Source organism: Agrobacterium sp. NPDC090273 (assembly GCF_044772305.1).
Classification (GTDB): Bacteria; Pseudomonadota; Alphaproteobacteria; order Rhizobiales; family Rhizobiaceae; genus Agrobacterium.
On sequence record NZ_JBIVYN010000006.1, the window covers coordinates 173,370 to 193,829 of the forward strand.

A 20,460-nucleotide genomic window follows, 5' to 3' on the forward strand; every position below is an offset into this window, starting at 1 on the left:
GGAGAAGGCGTTATCGAGGGAAATGGTAGAGGGAAAGAAGCACATGAGCGAACACCATACGGGTCCTGTCGAAGTTGGCGCGCCAATGGATTACGCGCAGCACGAAAAGACCTATTCCGGTTTTCTCGCGCTGACGAAGTACGGCACGATGCTGTTGTGTGTCCTGATGCTTGCCATGGTGGCGGGTTTCTTCACCACCGCAGGTTTCCTCGGTGGTCTGGTGGTCTTTCTCGTGCTTTCTGTCGCGGGCTTCTTTCTGCTGCGTTGATAGCCAGTCGCGACCGTGACGTGCGCGCTCTTAGAAGACGGCGCGATGTCTTCCATGCGCAGGAGCTGTTTCATGCGATTGGTTGTGTATCTCGTGGCCTTGTTCGCAATTTTTGCCCAAGCCGTACATGCCCGTGATTTCTCTGAGGTGGAGCGTTCGGCTCTGAAAGACCGGGTCTCCCGTTTTGAGGCCGCGCTGAATGGGAATGACTTCGACACGGTCGGCGAGACGATACCGCCGAAAATCCTCGAATCCATCGCAGTGGGTGCAGGTGTAACCGTTCCGACGCTTCGTGGTGCCCTGAAAACGCAAATGCAGATGACGCTCGCATCTGTCAAACTCGTTGAGTTTGACATGGACACCGGCACTGCCCGATTCGAGCAGACAACGGACGGAACACCTTATGCATTGATCCCGACAAGAACATTGATGGAAACGGACGGGCAAAAAATCGAGGCGAAGTCACACACACTCGCCCTGATCGACGACGGCAACTGGTATCTGTTGCGCGTCACCGATCAACAGCAGGTGGCAATTTTACGCAAGGTCTATCCAGCTTTCGCGAGTGTCCAATTTCCGGAAGGGTCCGTAGAGCCCGTGAGGTAAAACGGCCCACGCGAATGACGCGGGGACCTCGAATATCCTCTCCAAGGCCTACCGTCAGGAGAAGCGACCTGCGCGGAAGGGATCTGTGGAAATCGACGGTTCCTCGCCGTTGGCAATCTGCGTGACAAGGCGGGCGGTTGCCGCCGATTGCGTCAGCCCCAGATGGCCATGACCGAACGCATAGATGACTGAGGGCGCATTCCGTGCCGGACCGATGACGGGCAGACAGTCCGGCAAAGACGGGCGGAAGCCCATCCATTGTTTGCCACCTTCCGTTTTCAGACCCGGCAGGAACCGGCCTGCCTTTTTCAGCATCGCTTCCGAACGTTTGAAATTTGGCCTCAACTCGAGGCCGCCAAGTTCCACAGCGCCGCCGACACGAATGCCGGAGGAGAGCGGGGTCACGACAAAACCGTGATCGTTGAAATAGAGCTGGCGGGTAAGGTTGAACGATCCTGCAGGCAGAGTGGTATTGTAACCGCGCTCGGTTTCGAGCGGTACGACATTGCCAAGTGTCGCAGCCAGCGGGCGCGACCACGCGCCACCCGCGATGACAACCTTGTCGGCGTCGATCTTGTCGCCGTTATCGAGTGTTACGATGGTGCTTTCTCCGACCGCGTCAATACGCTTTGCCTCGCCCTTGCGCAGCGTGGCGCCACGGCTGACGACAAGATCGTATATTGCCCGAGTAAAATCTCGGGGATCGGAGACCTGAAGTCCATCCGGCGAGAACATCGCATGCCGGAATTGTGGAGCAAGACCCGGTTGCAGCGTCTCGATTTCGTCGCGACCGACCCGCTGAAAGTCAAAGCCGGCCTTGTGCTTCTCGTCCCAATCCTTGCTTGCAGCATTAAAGCTTGCTTCGCTGTCGTAAAGATCGAGCGTACCGGTCTTTGCAATGAAGGCGGCAAGCTCGGGCATGGCCGCAACATGCGCCATTTCAGCCGCGGCAAGCAGATTGATGTCGCGCAGTGTTCTCAGACCATGGCGAAATGCTGGCTCTGAACTGGCGCGCCAGAATCGCCATAACCACGGAGCAATCCGGTGAGCGTAGGCAGGCGGCACGCTTAAAGGACCGAGCGGATCAATCAGCCATCGCGGTGCCTTTTTCATGATTCCGGGGGCAGGGATGGGAATGATTTCCGGGAATGCGAGAATACCCGCATTGCCTGCACTCGCGCCGCCAGCGATCTCACCGCGTTCAAGAAAGACGATCTGCCGTCCGGCGTTTTGCAAATAAAGCGCCGACATCGAACCAATGATGCCGGTGCCGACCACCAGCACGTCGCATTTGAGGGTTTTGGCCATCGATGCTCCTGCAAGACAAAATCTTTCAAGAGCGCCATAACAACGAATGCTGCCCTATTGGAAGGTGACATCTTGTTGCAAAGGCAGAAATATCAGCACTGTGGCAAATAAGCGAAGGTATGTACCTCGAGATGTAAAGCTTATGTTTAATAGCTATTTAACGGTGTCTCAATAGTGTCTCGCCAAGGCACGACCACGCGTTCGAATGCCTCTTCTGGTTGGGGACCCAAAGATTATGACACGCTTTTCCAAATTCGGTCTGGACGCTTCGTCGGTACTCGAAGCCCTTAGCCGGTCGCAGGCGATCATCGAGTTCGATCTCAGTGGAAACATTCTGACGGCGAACGAAAATTTCTGCAAAGCGGTGGGATATCGACGCGAAGATATTATCGGTCGTCATCATAGCCTGTTCGTGCTGCCGGAAGAGGCATCGTCTCCCGCCTACAAGGCCTTCTGGGCAAAGCTTTCACGTGGTGAGTACGACCAGGGCCAGTATTGCCGCCGAACAAAGGGCGGAGAGGAAATCTGGATCGAGGCGTCCTACAACCCGGTTTTTCGTTTCGGAAAGCCATACAAGGTTGTGAAAATTGCCACCGACATTACCGCAATCAAGCGCCGAAGCGCTGAGGATGGCGGCAAGCTTGCTGCTCTTTCACGGGCGCAGGCCATGATCGAATTTACGCCCGACGGCACAATCCTTGGTGCAAACGAGAATTTCCTCGCAGCTCTCGGCTATGCGGCCGATGAGATTGTCGGCAAGCATCACGCGATGTTCTGTGAGCAGGATTATGCTCGTTCGCCTGACTATCGCGCATTCTGGGAAGAGCTTCGTGGCGGAAAATTTTCGACCGGGCAATTCATGCGGCTTGCAAAGGGCAACAGACGCATCTTTATCCAGGCGTCCTACAATCCGATCTTCGACGACAGGGGCAGGGTGTTCAAGGTCGTGAAGTTTGCGCTGGATGTGACGGATCGTATGCAAGCAGTCGAAGAGCTTGGTGCGGCATTGGCCCGCCTTTCGGAGTGCAACATCCGTGTGACCTTGGACAATCCTTTTGTTGGTGAGTTCGAAACACTGCGACGCAACTTCAACAAGTCGATCGGTGAATTTCAGAAGACGCTGGTGAACGTGCTGGGTCAGACCGGTGATCTCAGCAAGAGCAGCCAGGAAGTGCGCGAGGCTTCTGAAAACCTTGCGGCACGTTCCCGCGAGCAAGCTTTGGCACTGGAAGAGACCTCTGCGGCGCTTACCGAAATTACCTCAAGCGTCCGCACTTCGACCGAGAATACCAGAGAAACACGTAAACTCGTGCAAAGCGCGCGTACATCGACAGCAACATCTACGGAGGTTGTCGGACAGACCGTGAATGCCATGCAGCGGATCGAGACGGCATCGCGTGAGATTAGCCAGATTATCGGAGTGATCGACGAGATTGCTTTCCAGACCAATCTTCTCGCACTCAATGCCGGGGTGGAGGCTGCACGTGCGGGTGAGGCAGGCAAGGGGTTTGCTGTCGTCGCACAGGAGGTGCGCGAATTGGCACAACGGTCTGCTACTGCCGCCAAGGAAATCAAGGTGCTCATCAACAATTCCGGAACGGAAGTGCTTGAAGGCGTGCGACTGGTGGGGGCTACCGGCGAGGCCTTGAAGGAGATCGATGCGCTGGTGCGACAGATCGACGGCAATGTCGACAAGATCGCCAAGGCTGCTGATGAGCAAACTCTCGGCATCGGCGATATTGGCAAAGCGGTCGATCGCCTCGATCGTATGACCCAGGAAAATGCAGCCATGAGCGCGCGAACGACTCTCATCAGCAATACGCTTGCCCAGGGTGCAGAAGCACTCTCCCAGCTCGTCAGCCTCTTCAAGCTTAATCGCCGCGCGGTTCAGCGCGATGACGGCTCTTCTATTCCAAGCAAATTTTCGCGTGCTGCAGCGACCAAGATTGACCGGACTGCGGCGTAACAGGCGCAGACATTTTACTGCCTCTTGCCTGCACGAACATTCAAGAGTGCGAACATGTCACCCGTTACGTTGTTGCTCCAACGAAGGAGCAACAACGACATGCAGGCTACTGGACAGACACACAGCGCAATCAATTTCGCTGACAAGACTGCCAAACTCAAAGAGTATTGGCAGCCGCGCGTTATCGCCGAGATGAACGACTACCAGTTTAAAGTTGTTCGTATCGAAGGCGACTTCATCTGGCACGATCATCCCGAAACGGATGAGACTTTTATCGTCTTGCAAGGGTGTCTGAGGATCGATTTTCGCGATGGTGCGGTAACCGTTGGCCCCGGCGAAATGTTTGTCGTACCTCGGGGCGTCGAGCACAAGCCCTATGCTGAAAACGAAGTGCAACTCCTCCTGATCGAGCCACGTGGGGTGCTGAATACGGGCCACGCAGGCGGTGATCGCACGGCACAAAATGATCTCTGGATATAGCGCTTTTCCGAGGCTTCGTGGGGCGCGTCAGCGCATCATGAAGCCGATCACCAGGGCATTGGCGATGTCGATGAAAAATGCCGAGACAAGCGGGAGAATGATAAAGGCCGTTGGTGCCGGGCCATAGGCTTTCGTCACTGCGGTCATGTTGGCGATTGCTGTCGGGGTCGCGCCGAGGCTGATACCACTGAAGCCAGCCGACAGCACGGCCGCCTGATAGTCCCGGCCCATAAAACGAAACACGATGAAGATCATATAGAACACAGCCACAATCGTCTGGATGCCGAGGACGATGATCAGCGCCAGTCCCAGGCCTCCAAGCGTCCACAACTGCATGCTCATCAATGACATTGCGAGAAAAACACTCAGCGAGAGATCTGAAATCAAAGCCAGTGACCGTGAACGGGCGGGCCAGTACATCTGCGGAAGCAGTCGCGGCACTGTGTTTGTCATGATAATGCCGACGAGAAGGCAGACCACGAAAAGCGGCAGTTTCACAGCGGTTTCCGAAAGTACCTCGTCAAGTGCGGTGCCCACGAGAATTGCGACGTTGAGGATCAGAACTGTTCGCAACAGATTGACATAGTTGATGGTCGACGCCTGTTCAGTGGCCGGAGAAGAAGGCAATCCGATGCTTGGCAGTTCGGCGGTCTCCCCCTTCAACTGATAGCGGTTTATCAGGATACGGGCGACAGGCCCGCCAACCAGACTTGCAATGACAAGGCCGAGCGTCGCGGATGCAATGCCGATCTCAAGTGCGTTGCCCAGGCCGAAACGGTTGGTAATCAGGGGTGCCCAGGCAATCGTTGTCCCGTGCCCACCGATCAACGACACTGATCCAAGTAATGGTGCAATTCCATCCGGTAAGCCAAGCAACGCCGAGCTGCCAAGAGAGACGGCATTCTGAATGACCAGATAGCATAAAGTCAGGATAAGCAGCACGACCAGTGGGCGGCCACCGGCCTTCAAGTCGGCGAGACGTGCGTTCAGGCCAATGCCGGTGAAAAAATAGAGCAGCAGCATATCTCGCGCATCGAGATCGAAAATGATTTCGATATTGAAGAACCGGTAAGCGATTAGTGTGGAGAGTGCAGCAACCAGCCCCCCGGAGACAGCTTCCGGGATGTTCCAGCGATTGAGGGGCGCAATGATCGCGTTAAGACCTGACCCCATGAAAAAGACGACGATCGCAATGGTGAAGGTCAGGAAACCCGGCGTCTCGAACGTCGTCATCAAAAGCGCTCCATCTGGTGGCGGTTTGCCCTGCAATGCAGCAAACCTCACCCATGGAAGTTGACGTGTATTGAGACGGTTGTCATCCTGAAATATCAGCGGGAAGTTGTTATTTCTCGAACGGTACCTCGATTGGGTACCCGCTGTTTTCAACGGCTGCGAGACGTGAAAATTGCAAGCAGCGCTACCGATTGCGGAGCGCTACCGACGACGTGTTAAAAGGCCGCAGTCAGAGTGCGGCCTTTTAGAGCGTGCGGTAAGCCTAAGCTTCCAACGACGGGCGTGTGATACCAAGATGGTCGCGAAGCGTCGAGCCTTCATATTCCGTGCGGAACAGGCCACGTTCCTGCAGCAATGGCACGACCTGGCTGTTGAACTCCTCCAGGCCTGCAGGGAAATAGGGCGGCATGACGTTGAAGCCGTCGGCTGCACCGTTCTCAAACCATTCCTGCATACGGTCTGCAACATCCTTGGCCGTGCCCATGACGATGTGATGGCCTCGGCCTGCGGCAACCCGCAAGGCGAGTTCCCTGATCGACAATTTCTCGCGCTTGGCAAGTTCGGTCAGAAGTTCGGCGCGACTGCGAAGCTGATCGGAAAGCGGCAGGTCCGGTAGAGGGCCGTCAAGATCATATTCGGTCAAACTGTGACCGATACGTTCCTCAAGCAGCGGCATCGCGCTCTTGATGTCCGTCCAGCGATTGAGTTCCTTGAGCTTGTCGGCCGCTTCTTCGAACGTTCTGCCAATGATCGGCATGAAGCCCGGCATGACCGCGACGCTCGATGGAGCGCGGCCGAACTTCTCAACCCGTCCCTTCAGGCTGGTGTAAAATGCCTGCGCTTCAGAAAGCGCCTGTTGTGCAGTGAAGACGATGTCGGCAGTGCGGGCAGCGAGATCCTGTCCTGGGCCGGAGGAGCCGGCCTGAATGAGGACGGGGTGCCCTTGTGGTGAGCGCGGAATATTCAACGGTCCCTTGACCGTGAAGTATTTCCCCTCGTGGTTGAGCACATGGACCTTGTCGGGATCGACATAACGACCGCTCTCTTTGTCCTTGATGAAGGCGTCATCGTCCCAACTGTCCCAGAGACCGCGGACCACATTCACGAACTCTTCAGCGACGGCGTAACGCTCGTCATGCTCCGGATGGCCCTTGGAGAAGTTCGCCGCTGTGCGGGCGTAAGACGTGGTGACGATGTTCCATGCGGCGCGGCCGTGGCTCAAATGATCAATCGAAGCGAAAGCGCGGGCGAGATGATAGGGCTCGCCGTAGGTGGTGGACGCGGTCGCTGCAAGACCAATCTTGTCCGTGACCATTGAAAGCGCTGCAAGGAGTGTCAGTGGCTCAAAACGGGCTATCATGGATGGGTGAGCGTCAACGCCACTGGTGAGGCCATCCGCCAGAAACACCATATCGAATTTTGCTGCCTCGGCCATCCGTGTGACGCGACCGAGCAGGTCGAAATTCTCGCTGCCAGCTTCTGCATCCGGATGACGCCAGCCGGAAACATGGTGCCCTGCACCTTGCAAAAATAGGCCGAGGTGCATCTGTCTTTTACGGGACGCGTTGGTCATGGGATCATGCCTTCATTTCGATTGTGTTGTCTGGACGAGAAGCGCGTCAAGCGCCCGTAGATCCGCAGCGGTGCTCATGGATCTGATCAGCGCCGGTATTTTTGCAAACTTTGCGCTTCCACCGGTCGCGTCGATGAATTTGTCGGTCGGGTCTGAAATGCTCGGCAGACCGTCGATACGTCGAGAAAGAAGCGTTCCGTCTGTTCTGGTCACGTCGATGACCACAAAACGCGTCGTCGGATCCGGTGAAAGGCGACGAGCGGTATCATCGTGACTGCGGCTGACCTTCGCGGACAGATCAACGATATCGCTTCTTACTGGGCGTTCGTCAAAATGGCTGATCAGAAGTGCGCCGTCGATCAGTGCTGCTGCAAATACATATTCCGCGCTGAAGCGGGCGTCGATGCCGGTCGATGGGATAGCGGAACCAATCAACGCCGCATCGCCGCCTGGAGGGAATGTAATGTTGACGGCTTTGACGTCTTCGGGTGCCAGACCGCTTTCGTTACGAAGCGAGAGCGCACCAACCGCGACCGGGTGGCTTGCCGTGCAGCAGGGAAACGCTTTGAGCGTCAGGCCCGGTGTAATGATTTGCCAAGGGTCGCCCCAGCCTTGCAGTAAACGATCGGGCTCATCGGCACCAAATGCAAAGGCCGAATAATAGCCGATTGGGTTTTCCAGGAAATCCGGTGCGCCCTGAAATCCCGCTCTGGCAAGCCGCGCCGCGGTCAGCCCAGACCGTGACGCTAACCCGGCATGGAGCGGCTTGGCGTCAAACCCGAATTGCAGGCGTAAACCAGCCGATTGCGTGGCCGCGAGACCGAGCGCAGTCGCTGTGGTTGACGCGTCGAATTTCAGGAGATGGGAGATCGCTGCCGCTGTGCCTATGGTGCCGAGCGTGGCAGTAGCATGGAAGCCGTTTTCATAGTGTTTTGTGCCAAGTGACAGCCCGAGCCGCGCCATCACTTCCAGCCCGACTATGTAGGCGGCAATAAAGGCATCTGCGCTTGATTCTTCCTCAATTGCGACAGCAAGCAGGGCAGGGATGATCGCAACGGTGGGATGGCCGCGCACACTGCCATGCACATCATCATAATCAAGAACGTGGCCAGAATGGCCGTTAATAAGGGCAGCGGTAAAGGCGTCTGTACGGATATCCCTGCCGATAATAGCCGACGAGCCCGAAGTGCCAGGTGTAAAGGTGTCAATCAGGATTTGAGTGCTTCGGTCTGTCGCGCCCCCCAGGACACAAGCAAAAAAATCGATGAGGGCGGTGCGTGCAATCTCAATCGCCTGCGGTTCCTTCTGTGGATCGGAAGCGACAATCGTTTGCGCAAGACGGAGCGTCAGCTTTTCCATGTCGGCCATGGCATCAGATCCCTTCGCCGTCGCTGACCCTCGCGATCTGTCCGCCCAGACCCTTTACGAAAGCGTTGATGCGTGGATTGGTCGACTTGTAGAAGATGTGCTCCGGTGTACCCTGATCAACGATGAGCCCATTTTCGGTGAAGACGATCTTGTCGCTGATTTCTTCGGCGAAGCGCATCTCGTGGGTGACGAGAATGCTGGTCATTCCATCGTTGACGAGGTCGCGAATGACCGAGAGAACTTCACCCACTGTTTCAGGATCAAGCGCCGAGGTGACTTCATCGAAGAGTACGAGTTCGGGCCGCATGGCCAGGGCGCGGGCAATCGCCACACGCTGCTGCTGCCCACCGGAAAGCTGGCCGGGGTAGGCGTCAACCTTCTGCGACAACCGTACTTTTTCCAGCAACTCGCGGGCGTGACGCTCTGCGTCTGCTTTCGGAGTTCCGAGAATTTTGATCGGCGCGATCGTAATGTTTTCCATTACCGTCAGGTGCGGAAACAGATTGAACTGCTGGAAGACGATGCCGATACGCTTGCGCAAAGCGATGCGCTCGGATTCGGTTTTCAAAAGATCGACACGGGTGCCGCCGACGCTGATCTTGCCCGACTGCGGGATCAACAATCCGTTGATACAACGCAAAATCGTTGATTTGCCCGAGCCCGATGGTCCGATGATCGATACGGCATCGCCCTTGTTCACCGAAAGATCGATGCCTTTCAGGACCTGATTGTCACCGAAGGACAGGTGTACACCTTCCAGTTCAACAAGTGCGCTTGTCCCGGAGGCGCGGGCGTTGGTTTCTGTTACGGATGCGGACATGGCAATTTCCAATCAGCGGGAAGCGAAGCGTCGTTCAAGACGCTGCGTGAAACGGGACACCGGATAGCAGAATAGGAAGAATGCCATCAGGACGGTGAGGTAGACGACCACGGTGAAGTCATTGCGCTGTACGGCGGTGCTTGCATCTGTCGCAGCATGAAGGAGTTCATGCACGCCAACGAGGGACGCGAGTGCCGTGCCCATGGTGATCGACGCGTAAAGATTCATCCACGGCGGCAACGAACGCTTCACGCATTGCGGAAGGATGATCCAACGAAGTGTCTGGTTACGGGAAAAACCAAGGCCTTGTGCAGCTTCCCATTGAGCGGTCGGGATGGATTGAATCGCACCGCGGGTGATTTCGGCAATGTGGGCACTTGCCGGGATCGCAAGACCAACCACCGCCTTGATCCAGTCGGGGAAGGGAATGTAGTTGCCGAAAATGACCAGTTCGAAAGGGAAGATGTAGGTTGCCGCGAAGATCAGCACCAGATGCGGCGCGTTACGGAAGATCTGCACATAGGTGAGCGCTGGTGCCCGTACGATCTTGTAGGGCGCAAGCTCCATGATGCCGAGCATCACCCCGATGAATGTGCCAATCGCGATCGCAAGAACACTGATCAGCACGTTCATCATGAAGCCGGTGGCGAGATAGGGGAGCCATTGCAGCAGCACCTGTCCGAGCGAGGGGTCGAGGATCAGCCACAGGACGACAGCGATGATGACGCCGGATACCAGAAGCGTCCCGAACGGCAGCTTTTTGCCGCCTGGATGTTGTGAGACGACTGCGCTCATTGGCCAAATCCCGGAACTGCAAGGCGACGTTCAAGCCATAGGCCAGCTCTAGCAACGATCAGATTGATAACGCTGAAGAAGATCAGAATGACCAACATCAACTCGACGACGTTGTCCCGCTGGGTCCAGATCAGAATAGACGCGTAGGTGATTTCACCAACGGCAATTGCCGAGCCGACCGTGGTCAACTTCACCAGATTGACAAGGTTGTTGATGATCGATGGCAATGCCGTGCGGATTGCCAGAGGAAACTCGACGTAGCGCAGGATCTCCAGCGAACTGAAGCCGATGGCTCGCGCTGCCTCGATGGTGGTGGCTGGAACAGCTTCGATACCGCCACGCAAAGCTTCCGCGTGGAAGGCCGCGATGTGAAGGCCTGTGATGGCAACAACCCAGAAGAATGGTGTCAGAGGGTTGTTTTGGGCACCTCCAAGCGCGTTGGAAATCAGCATGTTCAAGACGAGGAAACCGCACATCAGTTGTACAAGCGTGGGCGTGTTTCGTGTCAGTTCCACATAGGCGCGAACTGGCGCGGCAAGCCATGGCCTGCCGGAAGTCAGCATCGCTGCGAAAATGAAGCCGAAAACAAGACTGAGTGGCAATGTGACTGCGACAAGGATCAACGTCATCTTCATGCCGCTGAGCCAAATCTGAAGCTCGTAACCACTGTTCAGAAAGTCGTAGTTGAGGCCGATCTTGGCCGCCAGTTCTATGAAGCGCGCAATAAAGGCGTCCTGCATCGCAAATCCAATGATGTTGTCGCGGTTGCCGCTACAAAGCATAAACGAACGGCCGGGGAAACCTGCCGTTCGTCACGGTGAAGATAAAACATCACACTTTCCCGCTGACATCTCCTGGCTGCATGCCGAGGGATGGGAAGGTGGAGTGCTGCTCGCTTACTGAGCGGCAGAAAATTTCTTCTGCTGTTCTTCCATGTAGCCAATGCTCGGAAGTCGGTTCGACTTTGCGAATTCGATCATCTTCCCGGAAGCATGCAAGTCCTTGACGATCTTGTCGAGTGCTGCCTGTGTGTCGCTCTCGCCCTTGCGCAGCCAGATGACCGAATCTGACGGGATAAGGTCGGTGGGGATCAGAATCCCGTAGTCCTTCCACTCGTCAGCGCGGTCCTGAAGCATCAGGCTGATCGTGCCATTGACGTGAACGGAGACATCGCAGTTGCCACCCTTCAATGCCAGGAGCGATTCAGGCTGGCTCGGTAGTGCCTTGACCTCTGCGCCGTATTCTTCGATGAGCGGCTGGGTGTAGTTGGAGCCCTGCGATACGCAAGCGATCTTGCCCTTCAGGTCAGACCAGTCCTTGATGCCCGAGTCCTTGCGCCCGATCGCTGCGCCACCCTGACGGTCGTAAGGTGTTGGTACATAGTCGAGTGTCTTGGCGCGTTCTTCCGTGTACTGCATGTTTGCAATGAGGATATCGACCTTGCCCTGCTGCAGGAACTGCACGCGGTTGGGCGGGGTTACAGTCTCAGTGACAAGCTCGACACCGAGACCGGCCGCAAGCGCCTTGGCGACATCGATGTTGAGGCCTTTTTGCTCCTGGGTTTTCGGATCAATGAAACCGAAAGGAGCGCCGGACAGGATCACACCGACGGTCAGCTTGCCGCGTCCCTTGATGCGGTCAAGCGTCGCATCAGCGTGGGCGGCGGTGGCCATGGAAGCGATAATGACGCCACCAGCGACGAGTTGCGCGGCAAATTTGGAGAAAGTGAAGGCCATGGGTATTTCCTTTTGCGTGTCGTTGGAACCTACATGACAGTCCCTGCGAGAGCGAGAATTGGCATTGCGCAAAAAATGACCGGGATAAAATTACGTTCCAATAAAATTCTTGGACCGAAAAAATATCCTAATTTTTCGAAATCGTAGAATCTTGTTCTTCAATCTGGAGATAAGCCTGCTCTTGCAGGAAGCCAAAATGCGTCATGGATCAGCTATGATCTCCAACCAAGCCAGCAAGAAGGGCGGCATTTGCGAAATTCCGGATGGAGGTAAGGCGCGGTCGACCTTCCAGTGACCGCGCCCCTCTGGCTGTTTTAGCGACCGGCGTTGTACGCAGCAATTGCCGCCATGTTGACGATATCGCTGTCCTTCGCGCCCATGGCTGTGATCTGGACAGACTTATCTAGGCCAACGAGAAGCGGCCCGATGACCGTCGCGCCACCCAATTCCTGCAGCATCTTGGTGGAGATCGAAGCGGAGTGAATGGCAGGCATGACCAGAACGTTTGCTGCGCCGGAAAGGCGGGCGAAGGGGTACTGGCTCTGCATGCGATGGTGGTTCAGTGCCACATCAGCGGACATTTCACCGTCCACCTCGAAGTTAACGTTGCGCTTGTCGAGGATCTTCACCGCTTCGCGGACCTTGTCGGAGCGTTCACCGGTCGGCTGGCCAAAGGTGGAGTACGCAAGCATCGCTACACGTGGCTCGTACCCGAAACGGCGAGCAAGACCGGCTGCTTCTTCGGCAATATCGGCGAGGTCTTCGGCTGACGGCATGTCGTGGACAGCCGTGTCGGCTACGAAGACCGTGCGGTTGCGCGACACGACGAGTGACACGCCGATGACACGGTGACCGGGCTTGGTGTTGATGCAGCGACGGATGTCTTCCAGTGCCGTCGAGTAGTTGCGGGTGACACCGGTCACAACTGCGTCCGCATCGCCCATCGCGACCATGCAGGCCGCGAAATGGTTGCGGTCGTTGTGAATGAGGCGCTGTACGTCGCGCAAGAGGAAGCCGCCGCGTTGCAGACGGGCATAGAGATAGTCGATGTAGGCGTCAACGCGCGTGGAAAGGCGCGCATTGGTGATCTCGATATTGGCACGATCAAGGTCGATGCCCGCCTTCTCGGCATTTGCTTTAATGATGTCATCACGACCGAGAAGAATGGCCGTACCAAGTCCCTGCGCGGTAAATGAGATCGCCGCGCGCATGACCTGTTCTTCTTCCGCCTCCGCGAAAACCACGCGCTTTGGCGAACGCCGTACGCGCTCGTAGAGCCGTTGGGTTGTCGATGCCATTGGGTCGCGGCGGGCGGACAGCTCACGCGCATAAGCGTCAAGATCCGGCAATTCGCGGCGCGCGACACCTGTTTCAATCGCGGCCTTTGCGACGGCGACTGGGATGGCCGAGATCAGCCGCGGATCGAACGGAACCGGGATGATGTATTGCGAGCCGAAGCGCGGACGGTTGCCCTGATAGGCTGCTGCCACGTCGTCGGGCACGTCTTCACGTGCGAGATCGGCAAGCGCCTGGGCGGCTGCGATCTTCATGGCGTCGTTGATCTGGCTGGCGCGAACATCGAGTGCGCCACGGAAGATGTACGGGAAGCCAAGAACGTTGTTGACCTGGTTCGGATAGTCGGAACGACCGGTCGCCATGATCGCATCGTCGCGAATGCGGGCAACCTCTTCCGGCGTAATTTCCGGATCTGGGTTGGCCATGGCGAAGATGATCGGCTTCGGTGCCATCGAACGGATCATCTCTTCAGTGAAGGCGCCTTTCTGCGAGAGCCCGAACACGACGTCGGCACCCTTCATGGCCTCCGCCAGCGTGCGGTTGTCAGTCTTGACCGCATGGGCTGACTTCCACTGGTTCATGCCTTCCGTGCGGCCCTGATAGATCACGCCCTTGGTGTCGCAAAGCGTGATGTTCTCGGGGTTGAAGCCCATGGCCTTGATGAGGTCCATACAGGCAATGGCGGCAGCGCCGGCACCATTGCAGACGAGCTTTGTTGTCTTGAAGTCGCGGCCTGTCAGTTCAATGGCATTGATCAGACCGGCTGCGGCGATGATGGCGGTACCGTGCTGGTCGTCATGGAAAACGGGAATGTCCATCAGCTCGCGCAGACGGCTTTCAATGATGAAACATTCCGGTGCCTTGATATCTTCTAGGTTGATGCCGCCAAAGGAAGGGCCGAGATAACGCACACAGTTGATGAATTCGTCGGCGTTTTCGGTGTCGACCTCAAGGTCGATGGAATCGACATCGGCGAAGCGTTTGAACAGAACGGATTTGCCCTCCATGACAGGCTTGGAAGCCAATGCGCCGAGGTTGCCGAGACCGAGGATGGCCGTGCCGTTTGAAATCACTGCAACCATGTTGCCGCGCGTCGTATAGTCATAGGCGGTTGCGGGGTTTTCGGCGATCGCTTTGACGGGAACGGCGACACCAGGCGAATAGGCCAACGAAAGGTCACGCTGGGTTGCCATTGGCTTGGTGGGAGTGATCTCCAGTTTGCCCGGTCTGCCGATTGCATGGAAATCCAGTGCTTCCTGATCGGTGACCGATGTTCTGTTGCTTGCTGGCTTCGTCGTGTCGGACATGAGAGGTGCTTGCTTTCTGTCAATCGTTCAAAATGTTTGCAGTTGTTATTGTATTTTTTGCACGCCTGCCAAGTCTTGAATGTTGTTCACTGCAGCAAAAGTGTCGAGGACGATTTTTCCGTGCGATTCAATCGATTAAGTCGACATGCTGGCAATTCACATATCCCGCGCCATGTTGAGAAACGATTGCAAGTGCTTTCCCGGAACGCCACGCCTGACGAGAATGACGCTTTCCGAAACAGTGTCCAGATTGGTGAACGGAACACCTGTCACGCCCCTTGTTGCGCGGACGGTCTTTTCCGGGAGGATGGCGATGCCAGCTCCCGCTTCAACGAGCGCGAGAATGGTGTTCACATTTGCAATCCGCATGCCGATATCTGGTTCTAGCCCCCTGTCAATGAACAGCGAAAGCGCGCTGTGGCTGAGACCGACACCTGTCTCATCGACAGGTAACAGAAGTTTTTCCTGGCAGATTTCCTCGATCGACAAGGTACGACGAGATGCCAGTTCATGCCGTTCGCTGAGCGCAACACAAAGCCTTGATCCATCGAACGCAACTGCGCGCAAGGTCTGCGGTAGCTGCGGTAATGGCGCCCTCACAAATGCGACGTCTGTCTGGCGGGTCGCGACATCCTTGATGAGTTGATCCATGGTGGTGCCCGGTACGAGTTCCAGCCTGGTGCTCACGTTCGCACCGATGAATTTTGCGATCAGAGCAGGCAGTTTCTGATCGGCCATGACGCTGGTGCCGAAACCGATCCGCACAATTCCGAATTCACCGCGTCTGATCTGGTCCGCCTTCTCTTGAGCCACTTTGGTGCGAGCGAGTATTTCTTCCGCCTCAACGAGCATGGCTTGCCCAGCCGGTGTCAGCTCGACGCCGCGATTGATCCGGCGAAACAGCGGGAAACCCAGGCTTTCTTCGAGTTGCCTGATCCTTTGGGTGACGGCGGGCTGCGCGATACCAAGCTGGGCGGCGGCTGCCCGGAAATTCCTTGTTCGGGCGGCTTCCACGAAAATCGTGAGTTGACGCGTATCCATTGCTGAAAAGCCTACGTATTTTTTGATATTATGATATAAGGTTAGCTTATCAAACTTGCTTGCATCGTGCATTGTCATAGTGTCGCACGCGACGTTATACCGCGACCAGAGTTTTGATCGCACTTGCCCATCGGGGCTGCACCGCGATTGAAACCGGGAGGATTTGTTCTAGCGCTTGCGGCTGCCCGCCAGGGTCGTCGTGGGGTTTTGCATTGAATGGTCAACCATGAAGTTCACTACGGATTTCCTCCTACCCAAACCTCCGCGTTCAGCAATACCGCCATTATGCCGTCTTTGTCGTCCCATCGGGGCCGACTGTCCCTGTTGTGCGGGACATTGAACGATTATCGGGTGTCGCCTTACAGGCAGCCCTCAAAAACTGGACATTAAATCAATGAGCCATCCACAAGTCTCCACGTCACTTCCAGCCAGATTGTGGCTGTTTGTGCTCGGGGCCGTCATTCTTCTGGCGGGCCTGTTCTTTGCTGTCGGAGGAGGCAAGCTTGCCACTCTCGGCGGCAGCCTCTACTTCGTCATCGCGGGCGTTGCGCTCGTCATTTCCGGCCTGCTCGTGATCATGCGCAAGCCTGCTGGCGCGCTACTGTTTGGTCTTACCGTCGTTCTGACGGTCATCTGGGCGATATGGGAAGTCGGTCTCGATTTCTGGCCTCTGATCTCTCGCCTTCTGGCGATTGGCGTTGGAGCGGCGGTTGTTGCTGCATCCTTTCCGCTACTGCGTCGTGCGGTCGGCAAAACACCGGCCTACGGTGTTTCGTTTGCGGTGGCCGCGGTCATGGCACTTGTCTCAGGTGCGGGTTTCGCCGGTATGTTTGTCGCGCACCCGACCGTGAAGTTCAGCGGTGAAGCCGCCGCGCTTACGCCGGTCTCGCCTGCGACAGAGCAGAAGAACTGGGAGCATTACGGTAATACTGCAGGTGGTAGCCGGTTCGTGGCTCTTGATGACATCACGCGCGACAACATCAAGGATCTCAAGGTCGCCTGGACCTATCACACCGGTGACACACCGATCAGCCCCGGTGCGAACGGGGCAGAAGATCAGCAGACCCCGCTGCAGGTGGGTGACACGGTGTTCCTGTGCACTCCGCATAACAATGTCATTGCTCTCGACGCAGACACCGGCACTGAAAAGTGGAAGACCGAAATCAACGCGAAATCATCCGTCTGGATGCGTTGCCGCGGCCTTGCCTATTTCGATGCCACACAGCCGCTCAAGCAGCCAACTGCGCCAGGCTCTACGCCTGTTACACCTGCTGTCGTTGCCGACGGTGCACTTTGCCAGCGCCGCATCTTGATGAACACCATCAATGCCGAACTGATCGCGCTGGATGCCGACACGGGTGCATATTGCCCCGATTTCGGTACGAATGGCCGTGTTGATCTGACGATTGGTCTTGGTGATGCGCCCGATCCGCAATATGTGTTGACGTCGGCTCCAACGCTTGCCGGCACAACGGTCGTCGTCGGCGGGCGTATCGCCGACAACGTTCAGGTGGATATGCCTGGTGGTGTCATGCGCGGGTTCGATGTCATAACCGGGCAGTTGCGCTGGGCTTTCGATCCAGGCAATCCTGATATCACGCTTCTGCCGCCTCCCGGCCAGACATATACGCGTTCCACTCCAAACGTCTGGGCAGCCATGTCCTACGATCCGGACATGAACACTGTCTACATGCCGGTCGGCAGCCCATCGGTCGATCTTTACGGCGCGACACGCACCCCGCTCGACCACAAATATGGCGCGTCCATGCTGGCACTTGATGCCACCACCGGCCGTGAAAAGTGGGTCTACCAGACGGTTCATAATGATCTCTGGGACTTTGATGTGCCGATGCAACCGAGCTTCATCGATTTTCCGAAGGCAGACGGGACCACGGTTCCGGCTCTTGTCTTCGGGACGAAGGCGGGTCAGCTCTACGTGCTCGACCGTGCTACGGGTCAACCTTTGACCCAAGTCGATAATGTGCCGGTCAAGGCGGCAAACATCCCCAATGAGCCTTATTCGCCGACCCAGCCTCGTTCCGTCGGTATGCCGCAAATTGGTGCGCAGACGCTCACTGAAGCCGACATGTGGGGCGCTACGCCGTTCGATCAGCTTCTTTGCCGCATTGCCTTCAAGGGCATGCGTTATGAAGGGCTCTATACGGCTCCAGGCACCGATGTATCGCTCAGCTTCCCGGGTTCGCTCGGCGGTATGAACTGGGGCGGACTTTCGACTGACCCGACCACGAATACTATCTTCGTGAACGATATGCGCCTTGGTCTTTGGATTCAGATGAAGGAAGCCGCACCGAGCAACGTCACTGCAAGTGGCGGCGAAAGCGTCAACACCGGCATGGGCCTTGTGCCAATGAAGGGTACGCCCTACGCGGTTGACAAGAACCGGTTCCTCTCGGCGCTCGGCATCCCATGCCAGGCTCCGCCGTATGGTACGATGACTGCCATCGACATGAAAACGCAGAAGATCAAGTGGCAGGTTCCTGTCGGCACAGTCGAAGACACTGGTCCGTTCGGCATCAAGATGGGTCTTCCGCTCCCGATCGGCATGCCAACCCTCGGCGGCACATTGGCGACCCAGGGCGGCCTGGTCTTTATCGCCGGTACGCAGGACTATTATCTGCGGGCTTTCGATACTGCTACTGGCAAGGAAGTCTGGAAGGCACGCCTTCCGGTTGGCAGCCAGGGCGGTCCAATGAGCTACAAGTCTCCGAAAACCGGCAAGCAGTATGTCGTGATTTCGGCAGGTGGTGCCCGCCAGTCACCGGATCGTGGTGACTATGTGATCGCATACGCTTTGCCGAATTGATCGGCTGGCCGACGAGAGAAACAAGCCCCGGATCTTTTGATCCGGGGCTTTTCTTTTTTGAGCTGGCATCCACCGATTTTGAATGGTCGAGAAAAATGGAACCACGCGGAACATGCCGCGTTGGCAGAAAGGGTCGACCTCATATCTGGGAATGTCGCCGTCGTTCACCAAGCTTTCACAGGCCTTATTTATGAGCTTGCGCTGGCCTACCGGTAAACGGATGATGGCGATATTTCAGGAACTGTATATTCTCCGGCCCGCCGGGAAATCGATTTGGCATATGGAAAGGTAAAGTTGTGACATCACAGGTACGAAAGATCACGCCGGTTCTTCTAGCAGGGGGGGCGGGTTCGCGGCTTTGGCCAGTGTCACGCGATCAGTTGCCAAAACAGTTCCAGCCGCTGGTCGGTGATCTTTCCACCTATCAGCAGACCTTGCAGCGTGTATCCGACCCCGCATTGTACGCGGGCCCGCTGGTTGTCACCAATGAGGATTTCCGTTTTTTTGCCCGTCGTCAGGCAGAAGAAATTGGCCTGTCGGCGACTGTGGTGCTCGAGCCTGCGCGTCGTGACAGCGCTGCCGCAATGGCCGCTGCCGCTGTCCTTGCTGAGCGACGCGAGCCAGGTTCTCTCGTTCTGGCACTGGCCGCTGACCATGTGGTGCTGGATGCCGACAAGTTTTCCGACGCTGTCAAACTCGGTGCCAAGGCAGCCGATCAGGGTTCTATCGTCGTATTCGGGCTTGTGCCAACCGAGCCTAGAACCTCATATGGCTATATCAAGCCGGGTGAGGCGATTGACGGCGAAAAGGATCTGAGCGCCGTTGATGCTTTTGTTGAAAAACCCGATGTGAGGACCGCGATCTCTTACCTCGAAAAGGGGTATCTGTGGAACTCCGGCAACTTCCTGTTCCGCTCCGACGTGATGATTGCCGAACTCAAGACCTACGCGCCGGAAATCCTGGCCGCTGTGACCAAAGCCGTCGATCAGCATGAGAGCGATCTCGGCTTCGTGCGCCTTCACCAGGAAAGCTTCGAGGCATCTCCGAAAAACTCGATCGACTACGCCGTGATCGAGAAGACCCAACATATGGCGGTGGTGCACGGCCATTTCCGCTGGTCGGATATCGGCAGTTGGGACGCGATTTGGGAAATCGCCGACAAACGCGACAATGGCAACGCCGTGGAAGGCGATGGCGTCTTTATCGACTCCGAGGGCTGCCTCATCCACTCCACAAGTCTGCTGACCACAGTCGTCGGTGCCAAGGATCTTGTGGTGGTGGCAACCAAGGATGCCGTCCTGGTCGTGCCGAAAAACAAGGTGCAGGATGTGAAAGGGCTAGTGGAAACGCTAAAGGATAGCGGTCACGCACCCCGCACGCAGACGCACAAGCGCGTGCATCGCCCTTGGGGATCGCTGGAGCACATGGATGTCGGCCAGCGTTACCGCGTCGGGCATATCAAGGTTGAGCCGGGCCACCGCATTTCGTTCCAGAAACACTATCATCGCTCCGAGCACTGGATAGTGGTCAAGGGCACTGCGACGGTAACGATTGGCGAAGAAACGAAGCTGCTGACCGAAAACGAGTCGGTTTATATTCCGATCGGTCAGCCTCACCGCCTTGCCAATGAGGGCCAGATCCCACTTGAACTGATCGAAATCCAGACTGGCGCCTACATCGGTGAAGACGACGTCGTTCGCATCGAGGACGATTACAGACGCCCCTGATGGCTCGCAGCACAGCAGCGAAACAGGGTTCGAACAGGCGTCATGAGGCCAGACCCGAGGATCGGTGAAATTCCTGAAAATTTCTATCCTCGCCCTCGGGCGAGGATCGCAT

At 56.6% G+C, this 20,460-nt stretch carries 16 protein-coding genes; 6 read left to right on the forward strand and 10 right to left on the reverse strand.

Features of this window, described 5'->3' with window-relative positions; translation table 11 throughout:
• Nucleotides 1-43 precede the first annotated feature (43 nt).
• Both ACIQT8_RS17305 and ACIQT8_RS17310 read left to right on the forward strand, forming a co-directional pair.
• Complete coding sequence (locus tag ACIQT8_RS17305; protein WP_138793372.1) at nucleotides 44-268, forward strand: aa3-type cytochrome c oxidase subunit IV; 225 nt, start codon at nucleotides 44-46, stop codon at nucleotides 266-268.
• A gap of 72 nt (nucleotides 269-340) precedes the next feature.
• Nucleotides 341-874 carry a hypothetical protein gene (locus tag ACIQT8_RS17310; RefSeq protein WP_400967551.1) on the forward strand — a complete coding sequence of 178 codons (534 nt, stop codon included), beginning with the start codon at nucleotides 341-343 and terminating at the stop codon, nucleotides 872-874.
• Nucleotides 875-928: 54 nt separating this feature from the next.
• On the opposite strand, the gene ACIQT8_RS17315 is transcribed toward ACIQT8_RS17310, so the two are convergent.
• The gene (locus ACIQT8_RS17315) at nucleotides 929-2,182 is read right to left on the reverse strand and encodes an NAD(P)/FAD-dependent oxidoreductase (protein WP_400967554.1); all 1,254 of its coding nucleotides are present in this window, start codon (nucleotides 2,180-2,182) and stop codon (nucleotides 929-931) included.
• 235 nt (nucleotides 2,183-2,417) lie between these two features.
• Between ACIQT8_RS17315 and ACIQT8_RS17320 the strand changes: the two genes are divergently transcribed.
• Nucleotides 2,418-4,148, forward strand: a complete 1,731-nt coding sequence (locus tag ACIQT8_RS17320; protein ID WP_400967557.1) for a methyl-accepting chemotaxis protein — start codon at nucleotides 2,418-2,420, stop codon at nucleotides 4,146-4,148.
• A 99-nt stretch (nucleotides 4,149-4,247) separates the two neighbouring features.
• The gene (locus ACIQT8_RS17325; RefSeq protein WP_400967560.1) at nucleotides 4,248-4,628 is read left to right on the forward strand and encodes a cupin domain-containing protein; all 381 of its coding nucleotides are present in this window, start codon (nucleotides 4,248-4,250) and stop codon (nucleotides 4,626-4,628) included.
• 27 nt (nucleotides 4,629-4,655) lie between these two features.
• On the opposite strand, the gene gltS is transcribed toward ACIQT8_RS17325, so the two are convergent.
• The 9 genes from gltS to ACIQT8_RS17370 form a co-directional block, all read right to left on the reverse strand.
• Nucleotides 4,656-5,861 carry a sodium/glutamate symporter gene (gene gltS, locus ACIQT8_RS17330; protein ID WP_400967563.1) on the reverse strand — a complete coding sequence of 402 codons (1,206 nt, stop codon included), beginning with the start codon at nucleotides 5,859-5,861 and terminating at the stop codon, nucleotides 4,656-4,658.
• A 262-nt stretch (nucleotides 5,862-6,123) separates the two neighbouring features.
• Nucleotides 6,124-7,434, reverse strand: coding sequence for an LLM class flavin-dependent oxidoreductase (locus ACIQT8_RS17335; protein WP_400967566.1), 1,311 nt, complete (start codon nucleotides 7,432-7,434; stop codon nucleotides 6,124-6,126).
• Nucleotides 7,435-7,446: 12 nt separating this feature from the next.
• Nucleotides 7,447-8,802, reverse strand: coding sequence for an MmgE/PrpD family protein (locus ACIQT8_RS17340; protein WP_400967569.1), 1,356 nt, complete (start codon nucleotides 8,800-8,802; stop codon nucleotides 7,447-7,449).
• A gap of 4 nt (nucleotides 8,803-8,806) precedes the next feature.
• Nucleotides 8,807-9,622: an amino acid ABC transporter ATP-binding protein gene (locus ACIQT8_RS17345; RefSeq protein ID WP_400967572.1), complete on the reverse strand. Its 816-nt coding sequence runs from the start codon at nucleotides 9,620-9,622 to the stop codon at nucleotides 8,807-8,809.
• 12 nt (nucleotides 9,623-9,634) lie between these two features.
• Nucleotides 9,635-10,417 carry an amino acid ABC transporter permease gene (locus ACIQT8_RS17350; protein ID WP_400967575.1) on the reverse strand — a complete coding sequence of 261 codons (783 nt, stop codon included), beginning with the start codon at nucleotides 10,415-10,417 and terminating at the stop codon, nucleotides 9,635-9,637.
• Complete coding sequence (locus ACIQT8_RS17355) at nucleotides 10,414-11,157, reverse strand: amino acid ABC transporter permease (RefSeq protein WP_262528298.1); 744 nt, start codon at nucleotides 11,155-11,157, stop codon at nucleotides 10,414-10,416. Before ACIQT8_RS17355 ends, ACIQT8_RS17350 begins: the two co-directional genes overlap by 4 nt.
• 156 nt (nucleotides 11,158-11,313) lie before the next feature.
• On the reverse strand, nucleotides 11,314-12,153 hold the full coding sequence (locus ACIQT8_RS17360) for a transporter substrate-binding domain-containing protein (protein ID WP_400967578.1): 840 nt from the start codon (nucleotides 12,151-12,153) through the stop codon (nucleotides 11,314-11,316).
• 314 nt (nucleotides 12,154-12,467) lie between these two features.
• Entirely contained in the window at nucleotides 12,468-14,756 is a 2,289-nt protein-coding gene (locus ACIQT8_RS17365) for an NADP-dependent malic enzyme (RefSeq protein WP_400967581.1), read from the reverse strand.
• 156 nt (nucleotides 14,757-14,912) lie between these two features.
• Entirely contained in the window at nucleotides 14,913-15,869 is a 957-nt protein-coding gene (locus ACIQT8_RS17370) for a LysR family transcriptional regulator (protein ID WP_400967584.1), read from the reverse strand.
• Nucleotides 15,870-16,191: 322 nt separating this feature from the next.
• On the opposite strand from ACIQT8_RS17370, the gene ACIQT8_RS17375 reads away from it, so the two are divergent.
• Together ACIQT8_RS17375 and ACIQT8_RS17380 are read left to right on the forward strand one after the other, a co-directional pair.
• A complete protein-coding gene (locus ACIQT8_RS17375; protein WP_400967586.1) occupies nucleotides 16,192-18,621 on the forward strand; it encodes a glucose/quinate/shikimate family membrane-bound PQQ-dependent dehydrogenase in 2,430 nt (809 codons plus the stop codon).
• A gap of 296 nt (nucleotides 18,622-18,917) precedes the next feature.
• Complete coding sequence (locus ACIQT8_RS17380; protein WP_262528302.1) at nucleotides 18,918-20,348, forward strand: mannose-1-phosphate guanylyltransferase/mannose-6-phosphate isomerase; 1,431 nt, start codon at nucleotides 18,918-18,920, stop codon at nucleotides 20,346-20,348.
• Nucleotides 20,349-20,460: the final 112 nt, after the last annotated feature.

Coding starts and splice junctions, on each gene's coding strand:
- ACIQT8_RS17350 (WP_400967575.1), bottom strand. CDS start 10,417: ATGAGCGCAGTCGTCTCACAACATCCAGGCGGCAAAAAGCTGCCGTTC.
- ACIQT8_RS17315 (WP_400967554.1), bottom strand. CDS start 2,182: ATGGCCAAAACCCTCAAATGCGACGTGCTGGTGGTCGGCACCGGCATC.
- ACIQT8_RS17375 (WP_400967586.1), top strand. CDS start 16,192: ATGAGCCATCCACAAGTCTCCACGTCACTTCCAGCCAGATTGTGGCTG.
- ACIQT8_RS17355 (WP_262528298.1), bottom strand. CDS start 11,157: ATGCAGGACGCCTTTATTGCGCGCTTCATAGAACTGGCGGCCAAGATC.
- ACIQT8_RS17360 (WP_400967578.1), bottom strand. CDS start 12,153: ATGGCCTTCACTTTCTCCAAATTTGCCGCGCAACTCGTCGCTGGTGGC.
- ACIQT8_RS17340 (WP_400967569.1), bottom strand. CDS start 8,802: ATGGCCGACATGGAAAAGCTGACGCTCCGTCTTGCGCAAACGATTGTC.
- ACIQT8_RS17365 (WP_400967581.1), bottom strand. CDS start 14,756: ATGTCCGACACGACGAAGCCAGCAAGCAACAGAACATCGGTCACCGAT.
- gltS (WP_400967563.1), bottom strand. CDS start 5,861: ATGACGACGTTCGAGACGCCGGGTTTCCTGACCTTCACCATTGCGATC.
- ACIQT8_RS17310 (WP_400967551.1), top strand. CDS start 341: ATGCGATTGGTTGTGTATCTCGTGGCCTTGTTCGCAATTTTTGCCCAA.
- ACIQT8_RS17335 (WP_400967566.1), bottom strand. CDS start 7,434: ATGACCAACGCGTCCCGTAAAAGACAGATGCACCTCGGCCTATTTTTG.
- ACIQT8_RS17325 (WP_400967560.1), top strand. CDS start 4,248: ATGCAGGCTACTGGACAGACACACAGCGCAATCAATTTCGCTGACAAG.
- ACIQT8_RS17320 (WP_400967557.1), top strand. CDS start 2,418: ATGACACGCTTTTCCAAATTCGGTCTGGACGCTTCGTCGGTACTCGAA.
- ACIQT8_RS17305 (WP_138793372.1), top strand. CDS start 44: ATGAGCGAACACCATACGGGTCCTGTCGAAGTTGGCGCGCCAATGGAT.
- ACIQT8_RS17370 (WP_400967584.1), bottom strand. CDS start 15,869: ATGCACGATGCAAGCAAGTTTGATAAGCTAACCTTATATCATAATATC.
- ACIQT8_RS17345 (WP_400967572.1), bottom strand. CDS start 9,622: ATGTCCGCATCCGTAACAGAAACCAACGCCCGCGCCTCCGGGACAAGC.